Origin of the sequence: Rhizobium sp. NXC24 (genome assembly GCF_002944315.1) — a bacterium.
In the GTDB taxonomy this organism is placed as follows: Bacteria; Pseudomonadota; Alphaproteobacteria; order Rhizobiales; family Rhizobiaceae; genus Rhizobium.
On the sequence record NZ_CP024312.1, the window covers coordinates 170,317 to 184,454 of the forward strand.

Consider the following 14,138-nt stretch of genomic DNA (forward strand, 5'->3'; position numbering starts at 1 on the left):
TTCACGTAGGCTCGTTTCTCTCGAAGCGGAGCCCCGGGAGGGCGAGGGCACCGTTCGGCATGCACTCGCATGGGAGCGCTGGATGTGCTACAGAGAAAGCAGAGGATTTGACCATGGCAATTGCAGCAAAATCGCGTATTCGATCCACTCCGGTCCGGATTTCCGCCGAGGAAATCGAACGGCGCCGCGAAATTATTCGCCGCGTCGATCATGAGAATTTGCTTGAAGGCCAGCGACGCCATCCAGAGACTGATCATATCTTCGAAGCTTTCATCAATGGTGAGATCGAAGTTTCGGAAATGATGCCTCGCCTCAAACAGTTTCTTGCAAACCAGACCCGGTGATATGCCGGGCTACACGCTTCCAGATGGCCAAACCCTGAAAAACAAGCTCGGCGCCACAACCAGCGTCGAGCTTGAACGTTTGGAAAACCCCGCATATCGCCATCCGTCTCGTAGAAATCGCCATGGGTGCGGGCCCGCGTGGCAATCTGGACCTGGCGCACCTCAAGGCGCTGCATCACCACATCTTCCAGGACGTCTATGAATGGGCCGGCCATACCCGTGACGAGCGTGTGCGGCTCGCCGATGGCGAGCTCGCCTATCAACCAACCCTGCGCAAGGTCGAAGGTGAGGACTTTGCGATCGGACCCCACATCCCCGACCGCCTGAACCGCGTCTTTGCAGAGCTTGCCGCCGAAGATCATTGGCGGGGCCTTGACCGCGAGACGTTCGCGATGAAGGCTGGCGAGCTCCTCGCCGAAATCAACAGCGTCCATCCGTTCCGAGAGGGTAATGGTCGCACGCAACGAGCCTTCATGGTCGCCTTGGGCGAGCGGGCGGGTCATACCCTGCGCCTCGATGTGGTGTCGCGAGAACGAATGTTCCGGACGAGCGTAGCCGCCCATGAGCATGGCGGCGTGAGCGGCTTTCAGCGGATGATCCGCAAAATCACAGATCCTCAACGCGTTTCTGCTTTGCGGGAGGCGCAGAGTTTCCTTGATCAGCATCAAGGAGCGGTCGATTGGCGCGATCACTATATGGCCACCTCGGAAGGGGAGCGCACCTATACCCTGACCCTTGTCGGCCGGGCGGGGCCAAATTTCATGGCACGCACAAGCACTGAGATCCTTGTCGGTCGCTCATCCGATTTGCCAAACCCGCCGCCCCAGAACGGCGAGACGGTCACCATCACAACGGCAGCTCGCCAGTCGGAAGAGCAGTCTCACGCGCAGCGCTTGAGCAGAGGCATCAACGTCACCCCCGTTGCCGGTGCGGATGGATCACAAAAATCCGGACCGCAGAAAATCTGACCGATGCATTGAATTTGAATGCTCCCCGTCAATTTGCCGCTTGGCACTCAGTTGTTGCTCGATGGTGTCATTTAGGATCTTGACGCCGAGTTGATCGCCATCGACCTTCCGGAGGAGGCCGAGCTACTTCTCAGTGCTTGGCGCGGCTCTGCACCTCGACAGAGACCGCGGTGAGCCGATCTTCCTCATCTGTGGCGAGGCGCGCGAAGGCGAGCTCCTGGAGGGCAGCGGCGGCTTCCGTCCGTGTCCAGCCATATTGCTCGGCGAGGTGTAAGACCTGATTGAAGGTGGTCTCGAGGGCTGCCTGGCAATCGAGATCACGGTCTGCATAGGGTGCGAGCTTCTTTGGCATGACGAGCATGGCTGTTCCTCTTCCGTTCCGGAAGTTTTAGGACTAACGCATAAGGGGAATCTTGTCGAGATGGTGTATCCTATTCAGCCCGATCGAGGTTTCGTTCGAAGTCCGATAGTCGCCAGCTCTTCCTTGATCTTCTCCTGCCCTGCGAAAAAAGGAAAGGCTTGCGGCATATTGAAGTATGGTAATCGTCATTCAATTGCATTACCTTGGGGTCGATACAGGAGGCGACCATGGCTGCAAATGCTCTCGTTCAAACCCGCATTGATTCCTCGGTTCGGGATCGTGCATCCGCCGTGCTCGAAAGCATGGGGCTGACGGTTTCCGATGCCGTGCGGATCCTGCTCACCCGGACCGCCAATGAAGGTGCACTGCCGCTCGAACTGGTGACTGGCAGCGAGGCGCATGATGCCTGGTTCCGGGGCAAGGTGCTGGAGGCGCTGAACGATACGCGGCCCGATATCCCCGATGATGAGGTCGAAGCACACTTTGCGGAGCGGCGCGCGGCGGCACGCCGTAAGGCAGCCGACCTGAAACCTTGAAGCTCATCTGGTCCGCCTTCGCGCTCGCCGATCGCGATGGCATCTTCACCCATATTGAGGCCGACAATCCGGCCGCCGCCGCCTCGGTCGACGAACGGATTGCGGCCGCGGCCCGTCGTCTGCGGGATTTTCCGGAGAGCGGCCGTCCCGGCAGGATTGCCGGGACACGCGAGTTGGTGATTACCGGCACGCCTTATATCGCTGCCTATGTCGTGACGGAAACTGCAGTCCGCATTCTCCGTGTCCTGCACGGCGCGCAGCAATGGCCCGAAGCTTTGCCCGAAGACTGACATATGTCCAGGACCACCGGCGTACCGCGCTGTCGAGGCCGATTTTGCTCCAGGTACGCTCACACGGTCCCTGCGCCGGCATCGCGGCGATCACCATGACGGCTGATCTGCTGATGCAGTGCTGCGATCGCGGCCACAGATGCTCCATCTTCCGGCACAAGGGATCGAGCGCTGTTTTCTATTTCCAGATCGAGCGAGGCGAGCAGCGCCGCAATAGAGGTCGCCTTGTTTTCGGGCCGGACCTGAAACTGCAGGATACTGTCTTTCCCAACATTCGTACCAGGGGCCGATGAGCTTGCCGGAGCCGATCGCCCGCCAAGGCCGGGGAGAGGCCAAGGAGCGCCGTCGTCGCCCTGATCAATTCCCTTCGGCTTTAATTCTGGAACATTACTGGCGAGCTCACTTTCAGGAGCACTCGCCTCAGGCTCAACGATCGGCCGAGGGTCTAAGTTTGGCAGTTTACGCGAAGCGTCCGAACTATTCCAATTCGCCTTCGGCTTCAATTCGACTGGTTCGAGCCCTTCCGCCGCCGCACCGTTCGACGGGATCGGCCATCTTCCGGGCGGGATAGCCTCGGCATAAGCGGTGCCGCCCGCGGAAGGTGCCTCGATCGTCTCAGGATCCTCAAGCTCAAAAGGCACCGCCGGCTTGCTGTCAACCGCTGCCTCGACCTCCGCCATCGATCGTAAGGGGAGATCCTGCCACGTAGAGAGCGGCGGGACCTTCAGGCGCCGACCGCGGAATTCCTGATAAGTCGTCTTGTATGGCGCATCCTGATAATAGGTGACCTTCCGCACCATAAATCCGGGGGCGTTCGGCACGAGCACGATTGCCTGCTTCGCCGGCATCTGCCGGAGTTCGGCCGACGTCTGTAGCCTTCGCTCCTGATAGCTCACGCTCTTATCACGAGCGCCAAAGAAGCCCTGTCCCGCCCGAATGATCGGTGTGCGAACCTCGATCGTGGTCGATCCCAGCATCTCGGAAACATATTCCGAGGTCTCCATATCGTTCATCCGGATGAAGAGCTTCACCTGGCATGCTGAGACCGTCGTTTGCCGAGTGGCCTTCCCGTACACCTCGTCCAACTGGGCAAGGTCCTGGAGGATCAGGACCATGCGAAAACCATAGCCGGCATTGATCGTCAGTTTGGAGACCACAGAGTCCATTTTGCCGAGCTGGCGAAATTCGTCGATCATGACCAGCACCTGATGAGGCTCATCGGGCCCCGGCAACGCTGCCATCAGCACGTCGTGAATTTGCTGCACCAAGATCTTGATGATCGGCCGAAACACGTCGAGCTGCGCCACCGAGCAGCCGATGAAGAGGGCTGTCGGATCCTTGCGTAACTTCGAAATATCGAAATCTGTCGTCGACGTGGCGGCCGCGACAAGATCATTTGTCCAGGGATTGAGGGCGGCTGTCAGATTAAAATATGCTGAGTTTCGCGTTTCCTTTTCCAGCGCAATAAACTGATTGAGCCCCTGGAGAACCCAACGGGGTAGATATCCTTCCTCGTCATTGTGGATATTCGTCAGCACCCGCAGGAAGTCCACGCCCGTCGAAAGAAGCATCGTGACAGCCCGCAAATGGCGCTGTCCCTCGTAGCGGGGCGACGTGAGGACGTAGCCGATCATGGCTGTGAGGAGCTGCCGGCCGGCGCGCGCCCAGATCTCCGAGCTTCCCGTCGCTTCCGGAATAATGAACGAGGAGACCACGGCGCAGTCCGTCGGCATACGCGCATCCCGCCGGATGAAATCCAGCGGATTGTAACGATGCGAGTCCCGCTCGCCGGGCGAAAAGAAAAAGACCTTGTCGCCGAGCGCCTGCCGGTGCGCGCCGAATGCCTCGAAGTTCTCCCGCTTCGGATCAAACCAGACGGACGAGCCTCGCCACATATATCCGTTCGGTATTACAAAGCTCACCCCCTTGCCCGATCGTGTCGGTCCGACCACCAGGACATGCGAGGGCTCATCCGAGCGGATTGTCGCTCCACCCATCTTGCCGAGGATCAAGCCTTGCTTTGCAAGGAGATTTTTCTTTTCGGCATCCATGATCGTGCCGAAACGCGCATTTCCCAGGTGCGTCGGCTTGCGGTTGATTATGCTTACGAGGGTCATGGCGACGCCGATCGCAACGACGGCCGCGGCAGCGATCGCGCCACGGACCATGGTCTCGCTCCGGGTAGGGGGATAGACCAAGCGCTCGCTGAAGTGCTGCCAGGCAACCAAGAGACCGCTAAGGCTGCGCTGTGTGTTCTGGTACCGCAGGAGCGCCCATCTCGAGGTGCCTTCCGCGGGAAGGGCCGGATTCCACCGCGCCGCAGTCACCAACTCATAAGCTAGGCTCCACAGCGCGAAAAAGGCGATGAGGCCGAAGATGCCAACGATAAGTCTATGAACGAATGCGCGAGACATTCTGGGGAACCTTTCCGGCGGCTCTCCATTCCGTCATGCGGTTGAACCAGATCGCCGAAGTCCCGCGCCAGCCGCCCCGGCGCGTTTGTTGAATGACAATCGGCAGCACAGACCGCACGTAATCAATGATCTCTGCCTTGCTGAGACCGAGCCCCGCTTGCATGACGAGGAGGGCTAGCCGCTCGAACGCACCGGTCGGACTATCCGCGTGTATTGTCGAGATCGATCCCGGGTGGCCTGTGTTGACCGCACTCAAGAACGAATAGGCCTCAGGCCCGCGGATCTCGCCCAGGAAAATTCGATCGGGTCGCAAGCGCATGGCGGCTTGCAGCAGCGTTTCGACGGTCACACGCGCCAGGCCCTGGTCGCCCTTCGATGCGACCAGCGGCAGATAGTTGGGCTGGCGTGGCTTGACCTCTCTTGTATCCTCGATGGTGAGAATACGTTCGTCCGAAGGCACCTCGTGCAAAATTGCGTTTAAGAACGTCGTCTTGCCCGATGATGTGCCGCCCGACAGCAAGATCGAATAACGCTCCCGCACCGCCAAGCGGATGAATTCCTCGATGTTGCCGGTATCGAGAAATTCACAAAGGGCGTTGTCAGTGTCGCTCAATTCGCCTGGGTCTTGAACGGAAATCGCCTTGAACGATCCTCTCTCGCGATAATCCTCAAGACGCATATCCTTCACCACCTGTTTGCGGATTGCGAAGGCGCCTCCCGTCGATGTTGCAGGCGGAAGGACGCCTTGAAAGCGTTCTCCGCCCGGGAGGGAGGCCGAAAGCAATGGATTTTCCTCGCTGACGGACTGTGACGACGATGCCGCCACCCGCTCCATGAGATAGGTGATCGCGGCGCGATCAAGCTCCGGCACATCAAAGCATTCCATATGTGTCGAGCCGACAATTTCGACCCAGACACGTCCTGGGTCGTTCACGCAGATTTCCACCACGCTGTCGTCATCGAGCCAGCGCCGCAGAGGCTCGAGCGCCCTATTTAGAAATACGGTTCTTTGCTGCCCGCTCAAGTTTTATCTCCCTCAATGCCTCGCGCACCGGGTCCGGATAAAACTCCGAAAAATCGAGGTCGCGCCGGACGAACACCATAATCCGCGCCCCCTGATCGACATTGATCGTGGGGGGGATGTTGATCGAGTTGCGAAGCGCCTCCTGCGCAATATTGTTGAGGCTTTGCGAAATCTGCTGTGCGCCGATCTGGCGGGCGTTCTGCATATATTGGTTCGGCTGCGTCTGGATTGTCACTGTTTGACCAGTGGTCGGATCGGTGTAGGTCTGATTGGTGTTCGACGCATTTTGGTCGCTGCCAAGATTGGCAATGAATTGCGTGGCGCCACCTACGACGCTCAGAAGAATGGCGGAGCCGAAGCGCTGGACATAATGGTTGTCGACCTCACCCGGCATACCGCTCCGGCCGAGATCGTCCGTGCCGGTCGAGCCGAGCTGGACCGATACGCCGTCCGATCGAAGCAGGCGGGTCCAAACAATAAACACCCGTGTTTGACCGGTTGCCAGGCCACTGCGGTATTCACCGATAAGGCGGGAACCACCGGGGATCAAAACCCTGCGGCCGTCGAACGACCACACATCCTCCGATACGACTGCTCGAACCATGCCTGCAAGATCGCTCTCTATCGCCGTCTCGAGCACGCCCTTTATCATCGTACCCTGAGCGACCAAAGCATCCGTTCGCGGGTTCATCGTGGCTTTCGATGTATCCGTTCCGCTCTGGCTCGCTCTGGCCAAAAAACGTCGGTTGGGGTCCTCCTCGCCCTCGCCAGCGTTTCCGGCCGATGCCGCATCGGTCTGATTTCCGCCAAGAGTTGAGGCATTGCCAGACGTGTCACCGCTATCGACGACGACCTGCTTGGCGCGCAGGCGCTCCCATTTCTGCCGCTCCTCTTCCTCCTGCCGCCGCCGTTCTTCTTCGGCCAGGCGTCGTGCCTCCGAGTCATCCTGGACCTCAGGCGTTGTGGTTGGTGGTTGCAATGGCGGCGGGAGAGGCGGTGCCTGGATTGTCGTTGGTGGCTGGAGAGGCACCGCCGGCGTCTCCTCCGGAGTGGCTGGAATTTTGATGGTGCCGTTATCAAGTTGGGGGCGAGGGGTATCGAGCGAAGGTGCCGGAAACTGTGTCGTATGAAAGTCCTCACCGTCCGACGCCGTCAACAGCGGCCTATCTGGTGCTCGCGTCGCCGCATAGAGCATCCAGCCAGCAAAAGCGACCGCACCCAGCGGCACCAAGAGCTTGAAGAACGCGCTTGCCCCGAACTTTGGCGCAGCAACCACTGTTCCTTCTTCAGCGAGCGCTTTGTATTCATTGGGAGATGGCATCGGGTCCCCTCACTTTGCGAACCGTCCCGCCGTCGACACGTTGCGGCTCATAAGGTTCAAGTCCGGTCGGCTCGTTCACATTGTTCAGTCGAAGATTGAAGACACAGGTTGCGTCATCGCCGTTGCGCAGGGTCCATTGGTAATTGACCTTGTCGACGACGATGTAGGCTCCCTCGCGCCGGTAATTGACCAAGGTCTCGTTCCGCTCGCTGTCGACCACATAGATCGCCGGCACTTCGCGTGCGGGGTCGAAGCGGAACCAGGTCTTTACGCCGTCGTCATAGATCACGAGTGGCTCATTTGCCGACGACCCCTTGTAGCCATAGGATGAGTTGGCGTTTTCCGCTTTGAAGCCCTGCCGGTTCGGCTGCGCTGCCCGGGCTTTGGCCTCATCCATCAAGGCAGCGTCGGAGACTTCCTCCGGATACCGAAACTTGATCGCATAGACCTGCTGCGCAACAGGACGAAACTCGCCCTGCAGGAAGAACACATAGCTGCGCTTGTTCGTCAGCACGTTGAGATTCCCGCCGGCGTTCTTCTCTATCGGCTTCACAAAAAGCACGTTGCCCTTCTTATTGGGCTCGATGCTCCAAGCCGGAACGTCGCCAGCGCCGAGCGTTTCGATCTTTTCGTCATCGCCGAATTCGATCATGGTTGAGGCGCCGTAGCTCGCGGGCACCGCCACCACGTCGTCCTTCTGATAGGTGACAAAGCGAATGCGACTATCACGAGATCCGGCCCGGGGTGTTTGCTCCGCAAGCGCCGGCTGAACCGCGAAGACGGCAAGCCCGATTGCTGTCAGCATGCCGGCGACCCTCATTTCGGGCTCTCCGAGGTCGGTGCCGGCGCTGTTTCCTGATCACGCCGATATTCGAGCACCTGGAAACCGAGCGGATTCTGAAAGCGGATCTCGTTCCTGGCGGGAACGCCCGTGTAGCGAAACCGGATCAACGACACCCAATGCCGCTGGATCGTATTCGCCTGGCTCTTTTCTACCGTCATGAACCGGACCAAGGCGGTTCTCTGATTGGGAAATGTCACCGACTTCACCGTCACATCCACGATCGCGTTGCGACCGTAGAGGACGACCGGGTTGGTAACCTTGTTGGCGGGACTGAACAGCTCGACGAGCTCGCGCGAGGCGTCGCCGGTGCTCAACAGTTGGGCAAGGTCGAAATTGTCCTTCAGGGCCTTCGGATCATAGGTCTCACGCGCTTTCACGTAGCGGACGATATCGAACATTCCCATCGACTCGTCCTGTTGCAAAGGACCGTCCGCAAGTGCTCGCTTCACCTCGACAAACCCGGTCGATTTGTCGACAACCACCATATAGGGCTCATAGGTCTTGAGCGGCAGGGCCAGGATCAGCGCTGCCACTGCTGCAACGGCAATGATCGAGGCGACTGTCGCGACACACCATGCCAGAGATCGCGACCAGCGATTACGGCGCGCCATATCTTTTTCCCAAATTGCCGCGTCTCGGTAGTACGGCAACGGCGACTCTTTTTCCTTCGCCGGTGCCCCGACGTTTTCCGTCACATCGCTCATTGATGCTCCCAAACCTCTATGCCGGATCTGTCAGCTTTCGAGAAAGCCGCGCATATTCGGCTGAACTCTCATATCGTCTCTGGGAGACGCCAACCCGCGCCCGCTCCCGGCCCGCCAGGCGTTCCTGTCGGGTGCTCATCCCGGCGCGTCTCATGGTCGCGTTCGAACCGGCTCCCAATGCTCCTAAAGCGGGGCTGTAGAACCGTCCAAAGAACGGCGTTCCTATGCCAATGCCGCCTGCCAGAGATGCCGCAACATTCGTGATTTGCGACAGCAACAGCACGCCAACCAGGCAGATCAGGATAAGTGGTGCCGCCTCGGTCAACGTCGTTGTCGCAGACGCGTTCGACTGGTTGACAGCGTCGAAATAGGTCTGCGTGATCGAAATGAAGAATGCGCAGAAGGCATAGACCAGTATCTGCACACACATGTACTGTACGATCGCCGTCATCCAGCCGGCGAAGAACCGGGTGGTGTAGCCGAACAGCATAAGAATGATGAATACCGGCGCGAGCGCCAGCAGAAGCCAAAGAAAGATCTTCGACAGGATGATCAGGAAGATCGCATAACCGATGAGCAGTGCGCCAACGATGAGGATGAGTGCCCCGAGCACATAACCGCCGAAGTTCAACACACCCAGGTTCTTGATAAAGGCAGCGGTCGAGTTGGCCAGCGAATCCCAGATATTTTGTAGGGCCGTCTGTACGGAATTGACGGAATTCAATCCGGCCGAGTTCCCGGTTACATTGGCCGACACGCTGGTGAGAAGGCTGTTTCCGATCGCGGATGGCGTCTCATTTGCGAATGTGTAGGCATATTTTTGAAAGTCCGCCCAGCTCGTTGCTAGGGCGTAGATGACGAAGGCCCGGAACAAGCGCCAAACCATCTCCTTTCCCGATCCCGTCGAGGTTCCCTGCCAGATGCTGACCGCCCAAAATATCACGTAGAGCGTCAGCAGCAGGTCGGCGACACCGACCGTGCCTCCGCCGGTCAAAGCCGACGCGAGGTTCTGGTAGGCTTGCGATACGTAATTATCGCCGAACTTGTCGACCTGTTGCAGAAGCGTCGTGATATTGAAGTTCATTTGATCATCCCACCCGGTAACAGAGATGGATCGCTATTCAGCGCCTTCATTGGACCGCACGCATCGAAGGGGCTCGCCACTTCTGTTCTTGGTTCAACCGCCGCAAACGCCATCGGCTGCATCGGTCCTTCATCGCGCGCACATGGGGCTTTGAGCGGCTTGTGACTGCAGCCCGAGATCGCGACCGCGCCAATGACGGCGGCGGTCAGAAGGAAAAAGCGTGCTGTCATTGACCTGACTTGTAATCAAGGGCGCGCGTCGCCTGCGTCATCAGGTTCATCCGATCGATGTTTTCCTGATTGGCTGCGGCGGTGGCGGTGTTAACGGAGCCGATCAACTCGTTCACGGTGAGGCCGGTTTGGACCATGATCTGGCTGTTCTGATCGATTGACCCCTTGATATCCTGCGCTGTGCCGATCTTTTGCGCTCCCGATTGGAAAGCACTCGAACGGGTCTTCACACTGTTTTGCGAGGAGTCGACCAGACCCGTCACGGTGGCGGCAACGTTGACGAGGGAGTTATAGTTTTTATCCATCTGGGTCGTTTGTCCGTTGATGAGGCCGGAGATGGATTGCACAAGCTGCAGGCCATTGATCAGGTTTGAAACGATCCTCTGCGATCCGCTGCCAAGGCCGCCAAACGACAGAGAGCCGCCAGAAATCACGCCACCAAGAGACGGCGCACTGCCCATAGAGAAGCCGCCATTGCCGAGCGCCATGTGCGCGAGCTGGCCGGCCTGGCTCGAACGGTCGCCCGTGACGGCCTGCAGCGTCTGTTGCGTATAGTTCATGATGTTGCGGTCGGTGCTGAGGATCTGGGTCGTCGCCGATGCAATCTCGCGCGCCTGCTCCAGATTGGCGTCGTCTCTCGTTGGCACCTGCGCCAAGGCGACGCTCGCGAAGCCTAGAAAGAGAGCCGCTGAAAACGCAAATCTACGCATAGCCATGTCTCCTATTGCGCCTGATGCTGATTGACTGCGGATGTCAGATCGTCCGTGGTCATGGTGACAGGGGCGTTGCTCGCCTCGTTTTGAACCTGCGAAAGCATGGGCGACACGTTCTCCACGGTATCGGTCGTGCGCGGAACGGTGCATCCGTTGTCAGCCGACGAGCAGCACGGGTTGCTGGTCGTGCCGGCGCCGCTCGTACCCTTCGGGCAGCTTATGGCGCCGTCCGCGCCATTTGAGGAACGAGAAGGCGCCGGTGCTGGCACCACCAATCCGGAGGTTCCGCGGCTCGTCATCGTTGCCGTGCCGATGTTTCGAACGTTGAATGCTTGGGCGAAGTAGCCCGTCGCCTGGATCACCTCATTGAAGGTCAACCCGCCTTGAGCCCGGATACCGCTGTTGCGGTCGAAGGCCTCCATGGCTGTTTTGTCAGTTCCGATATCCTGCCCCATGGTCTGAAAGACTTGGCTATTGGGTGCGACGGTCGACAGGCCGCCATTCATGCCGCCAACGATCTGGCCGGTTATATCCAACTGGCTCCGATCGCCGGCACTGCTGCCGCCTGCGCCCGACTGAGATCCAGTCGAGGCGAACGCGGTAGAGCTCTTGATGTCCGGATTGGCCTGTTCGAGCGATGCGCGGCCGCTTTCCGGAACGACCGTACCCGTCGGGCTCTTTACGTTTCCGGCCTTTTTCGGGGTCGTCAGCGAACAATTGACCCCTTGCGCTGAGGATTTCGTGCCAGCCTGAATTAGCTTGATCTGAACCTTGTCGCTCTTGTCCTCGCTTCGCTGCGACAAGAGCGAGCTGTCGGATACCGATACGGCCGCCATGGCCGCCGATCCGGCTGATATCGTTAGAAGGGCGACTGTGGCGCCCATGATGGTTTTCATTCCGGGTCCCTCCCGAGAAAGAGCGGCAACCAAACGTCCGGATCGTCGCCCACACGGGCGCGCAGCGCGTCGAGCTCCTGAACCGTCGAAGTTCGACCGGACAGGATCTTGATCGCGTCGGGCATGGCAGAAAGGTTCAAGCGCGCGATGACGCTGTCCTGATCATGCTTGATCAGGAATTTGCGCGCTTCCGGCGGCGTTTCGCGGATCCATTTGATTTCGCGATCCGAGAGCCCGAACGCCCGGTGCGATTCCTCATCGGCCTTCGGGTTGGGGAAAAAGATATTGGTCGGCGTCTGCTCGATCAGCGTGTTGGCGATCGACGACTTCACAATATCCGCCGCAGACTGCGTGCCGAAGCCAATGATGCCATTCAGCTTACGGATGGTCTTCAGCTTGTCCTTGATGAAGTAGCTGAAAATCTCGTTGTCGAGTAGTTTCCAACCCTCGTCGAGGAAGATCATGACCGGTTGCCCGTCAAGCAGCTCCTCGATGCGATGGAAGATATAGAGCAGTGCTGCCGTGCTGGTCGTGGCATCGCTAAGCACGCTCGTCATATCGAACCCGAATATGGACGATATCGAGAACGAGTCTTCCGCGTTGTTGAACAGCCAGCCCCGCTGATCGCGCCTGATCCAGGTCTGGAGGCGCGAGTAGAGATCGTCATCGCCGGCGCGCATGGCGCCGCGCAGCAGCTCCGCGAATTCCTCCATGGTGCGACCCTCCGGCGGTGCGCTCGCCACCTGGGCGATCGCGTTTCGGATGACCTGCTCCTCGCGCGTCGAGTGCTCATGTCCGTCGGACCGACGCAGCATGAAGCTGAACAGCTGAAAGAGGAATTCCCGGTTATGTAGCGTGTCGGCAAGGTGCAGCGGATTGAACCCGGAGGGCTCCCCAGCTTTCAGGACCTCATAGCGGCCGCCCAGCGACCGCACGAAGATATCCAGGCCCCGGTCCTTGTCGATCATCACAAGCTTGGGGCGAGGGGTAATGCGCTGGGCTTGCGCCGCGAGAAAACCGAGCAACACCGTTTTACCCGATCCCGAGGGGCCATTCAGGGTGAAGTTGCCGAGGTCGCGAACATGAAAATTGAAGAAGTAAGCCGTCTGCGATGTCGTCTCGAGAACGCTGATCGGGCGTCCCCAATGAACGCCACTCGGCCGGCCACTCGGATAATTGTGGAAAGCCGAGAAGCCCGCCATGTTCTTTGAGGAAATCATCGACTTGCGCGCCACATAGGCGAAATTGCCGGGCAGGGTGGCCCAGAATGCCGGTTCACAATTCAGATCCTCGCGAACCCAAAGAGCGGATACCTCCGTCAGCGCTGTGCCGACATCGGTCACGCAGCGCGCCACCTCGTCCATGCTCTTCCCGAGGCATAGCACCGACAGATGGTGCATCCCGTAGAGTGCTTCCGAGGACAGCAGTTCATCGCGAGCTTCGCCGAGCTGTTCGGCCACAATCGAGCCGGCTTCATCGGACATGTCGATCTTGCGCCCGACCCGCTCCATCTGGGTCAGCGCCTGGGGCTTGTCGATGATCGCGAAGGATTGCGTCACGATGAACTCGTGCGGCACCTTCAGCATGGGGTTGAGCATCCCCGGCCCGGTGATGGAGGGATACTCGCTCACAGAGATAGTGGCGCCGTATCGCGTTTCACCGGGGAATGCCCCGCGAATTTCGAACGTATTCGGGCCAAAGAACAACCGCTTCGTCGCCAAAGCCTCCGACAGCTTCATGCGAGGCAGCGCCATCGGCCGCGGAGAGCCGCCATTCACAAGTTGCACGAGGAATTCCAGCGGCTCGGAATGCCAGACATCGTTGCGCTTGACGACGGAGAGAACCCGCGCGCCGTAAGCCTGCAGGCTTTCCCGGACGGCCTTCATCACATCCGTGAGTTCGATGAGTGCCCGCTCCTCCGTGGAAGAGCGGCCGTCTGCGGCCCTTCGTCCGAAGAGCTTGCGTATCAAAAGATCCGCGGCGCCGACTGTGCCCTGCAGCTCTCGCCGGACAATCGTCAGGTAGATATCGTTCACAAACATGCGTTGGGTGCGCAGTGCCCTGGTATAGCGCTCGTCCAAGTCTTGGCAGAACTTGTTTTCGAAGGTCGACTCGATTGCCGGCTTCACTTCGCGACGCACAATGTGCGAGTAGATCGCGTAGCGGGAATTCGCCAGCCCTCGAATGAGATCGTTACGGCCGAGCAGCCGCGAATTGATCTCTGCGATATCGATCGTTTCGAAGCACAGCCCGCTCATGTGAACGAAGGACATCAACATGCCGTCCTCAGTCTTGATCACCTCGTCGGACACGTGCCGCGAATAAGGGATGTGGGCCGAGACCGGGTTTTCCCGTCGGGATACGGCCCCAAAACTCAATTCGTCACGAAGAGCACGCGCAATTGTCATG

15 protein-coding genes are annotated in these 14,138 nt (G+C 59.1%); 4 read left to right on the forward strand and 11 right to left on the reverse strand.

Annotation, left to right across the window (positions count from 1 at the left end; translation table 11 throughout):
- Positions 1-113 precede the first annotated feature (113 nt).
- On the forward strand, positions 114-344 hold the full coding sequence (locus NXC24_RS21190; protein WP_104825432.1) for a hypothetical protein: 231 nt from the start codon (positions 114-116) through the stop codon (positions 342-344).
- A gap of 71 nt (positions 345-415) precedes the next feature.
- Positions 416-1,312 (forward strand): Fic family protein, encoded by an 897-nt coding sequence (locus NXC24_RS21195; RefSeq protein ID WP_104825433.1) that lies wholly within the window; start codon positions 416-418, stop codon positions 1,310-1,312.
- A 130-nt stretch (positions 1,313-1,442) separates the two neighbouring features.
- Here NXC24_RS21195 and NXC24_RS21200 read toward each other — a convergent pair whose 3' ends face one another.
- Positions 1,443-1,673: a hypothetical protein gene (locus tag NXC24_RS21200; protein ID WP_104825434.1), complete on the reverse strand. Its 231-nt coding sequence runs from the start codon at positions 1,671-1,673 to the stop codon at positions 1,443-1,445.
- A 227-nt stretch (positions 1,674-1,900) separates the two neighbouring features.
- Here NXC24_RS21200 and NXC24_RS21205 point away from each other — a divergent pair, with 227 nt between their 5' ends.
- Together NXC24_RS21205 and NXC24_RS21210 are read left to right on the forward strand one after the other, a co-directional pair.
- Positions 1,901-2,209, forward strand: a complete 309-nt coding sequence (locus NXC24_RS21205) for a type II toxin-antitoxin system RelB/DinJ family antitoxin (protein WP_104825435.1) — start codon at positions 1,901-1,903, stop codon at positions 2,207-2,209.
- Entirely contained in the window at positions 2,206-2,499 is a 294-nt protein-coding gene (locus NXC24_RS21210; RefSeq protein WP_104825436.1) for a type II toxin-antitoxin system RelE/ParE family toxin, read from the forward strand. Before NXC24_RS21205 ends, NXC24_RS21210 begins: the two co-directional genes overlap by 4 nt.
- A 59-nt stretch (positions 2,500-2,558) precedes the next feature.
- On the opposite strand, the gene NXC24_RS21215 is transcribed toward NXC24_RS21210, so the two are convergent.
- The 10 genes from NXC24_RS21215 to NXC24_RS21260 are packed head-to-tail and all read right to left on the reverse strand — an operon-like array spanning position 2,559 to position 14,137.
- Positions 2,559-4,913: a type IV secretory system conjugative DNA transfer family protein gene (locus tag NXC24_RS21215; RefSeq protein ID WP_104825437.1), complete on the reverse strand. Its 2,355-nt coding sequence runs from the start codon at positions 4,911-4,913 to the stop codon at positions 2,559-2,561.
- Positions 4,891-5,937, reverse strand: a complete 1,047-nt coding sequence (virB11, locus tag NXC24_RS21220) for a P-type DNA transfer ATPase VirB11 (RefSeq protein ID WP_104825438.1) — start codon at positions 5,935-5,937, stop codon at positions 4,891-4,893. Before virB11 ends, NXC24_RS21215 begins: the two co-directional genes overlap by 23 nt.
- Positions 5,903-7,258, reverse strand: a complete 1,356-nt coding sequence (gene virB10, locus NXC24_RS21225) for a type IV secretion system protein VirB10 (RefSeq protein WP_104825439.1) — start codon at positions 7,256-7,258, stop codon at positions 5,903-5,905. The genes virB11 and virB10 overlap by 35 nt, the downstream gene beginning before the upstream one ends.
- Complete coding sequence (gene virB9, locus NXC24_RS21230) at positions 7,242-8,078, reverse strand: P-type conjugative transfer protein VirB9 (protein WP_104825440.1); 837 nt, start codon at positions 8,076-8,078, stop codon at positions 7,242-7,244. Before virB9 ends, virB10 begins: the two co-directional genes overlap by 17 nt.
- Positions 8,075-8,806, reverse strand: a complete 732-nt coding sequence (locus NXC24_RS21235) for a virB8 family protein (RefSeq protein WP_104825441.1) — start codon at positions 8,804-8,806, stop codon at positions 8,075-8,077. Before NXC24_RS21235 ends, virB9 begins: the two co-directional genes overlap by 4 nt.
- A gap of 16 nt (positions 8,807-8,822) precedes the next feature.
- Positions 8,823-9,890 (reverse strand): type IV secretion system protein, encoded by a 1,068-nt coding sequence (locus tag NXC24_RS21240; RefSeq protein ID WP_104825442.1) that lies wholly within the window; start codon positions 9,888-9,890, stop codon positions 8,823-8,825.
- Positions 9,887-10,120 carry a hypothetical protein gene (locus NXC24_RS21245; RefSeq protein ID WP_104825443.1) on the reverse strand — a complete coding sequence of 78 codons (234 nt, stop codon included), beginning with the start codon at positions 10,118-10,120 and terminating at the stop codon, positions 9,887-9,889. The genes NXC24_RS21240 and NXC24_RS21245 overlap by 4 nt, the downstream gene beginning before the upstream one ends.
- Complete coding sequence (locus NXC24_RS21250; protein WP_104825444.1) at positions 10,117-10,830, reverse strand: type IV secretion system protein; 714 nt, start codon at positions 10,828-10,830, stop codon at positions 10,117-10,119. Before NXC24_RS21250 ends, NXC24_RS21245 begins: the two co-directional genes overlap by 4 nt.
- An 11-nt stretch (positions 10,831-10,841) precedes the next feature.
- Entirely contained in the window at positions 10,842-11,729 is an 888-nt protein-coding gene (locus NXC24_RS21255; protein WP_104825445.1) for a hypothetical protein, read from the reverse strand.
- Positions 11,726-14,137 carry a VirB4 family type IV secretion system protein gene (locus NXC24_RS21260; protein WP_104825446.1) on the reverse strand — a complete coding sequence of 804 codons (2,412 nt, stop codon included), beginning with the start codon at positions 14,135-14,137 and terminating at the stop codon, positions 11,726-11,728. Before NXC24_RS21260 ends, NXC24_RS21255 begins: the two co-directional genes overlap by 4 nt.
- Position 14,138: the final 1 nt, after the last annotated feature.

Coding starts and splice junctions, on each gene's coding strand:
- NXC24_RS21260 (WP_104825446.1), bottom strand. CDS start 14,137: ATGACAATTGCGCGTGCTCTTCGTGACGAATTGAGTTTTGGGGCCGTA.
- NXC24_RS21240 (WP_104825442.1), bottom strand. CDS start 9,890: ATGAACTTCAATATCACGACGCTTCTGCAACAGGTCGACAAGTTCGGC.
- virB10 (WP_104825439.1), bottom strand. CDS start 7,258: ATGCCATCTCCCAATGAATACAAAGCGCTCGCTGAAGAAGGAACAGTG.
- virB9 (WP_104825440.1), bottom strand. CDS start 8,078: ATGAGGGTCGCCGGCATGCTGACAGCAATCGGGCTTGCCGTCTTCGCG.
- NXC24_RS21205 (WP_104825435.1), top strand. CDS start 1,901: ATGGCTGCAAATGCTCTCGTTCAAACCCGCATTGATTCCTCGGTTCGG.
- NXC24_RS21255 (WP_104825445.1), bottom strand. CDS start 11,729: ATGAAAACCATCATGGGCGCCACAGTCGCCCTTCTAACGATATCAGCC.
- NXC24_RS21245 (WP_104825443.1), bottom strand. CDS start 10,120: ATGACAGCACGCTTTTTCCTTCTGACCGCCGCCGTCATTGGCGCGGTC.
- NXC24_RS21200 (WP_104825434.1), bottom strand. CDS start 1,673: ATGCTCGTCATGCCAAAGAAGCTCGCACCCTATGCAGACCGTGATCTC.
- NXC24_RS21190 (WP_104825432.1), top strand. CDS start 114: ATGGCAATTGCAGCAAAATCGCGTATTCGATCCACTCCGGTCCGGATT.
- NXC24_RS21250 (WP_104825444.1), bottom strand. CDS start 10,830: ATGCGTAGATTTGCGTTTTCAGCGGCTCTCTTTCTAGGCTTCGCGAGC.
- NXC24_RS21235 (WP_104825441.1), bottom strand. CDS start 8,806: ATGAGCGATGTGACGGAAAACGTCGGGGCACCGGCGAAGGAAAAAGAG.
- NXC24_RS21215 (WP_104825437.1), bottom strand. CDS start 4,913: ATGTCTCGCGCATTCGTTCATAGACTTATCGTTGGCATCTTCGGCCTC.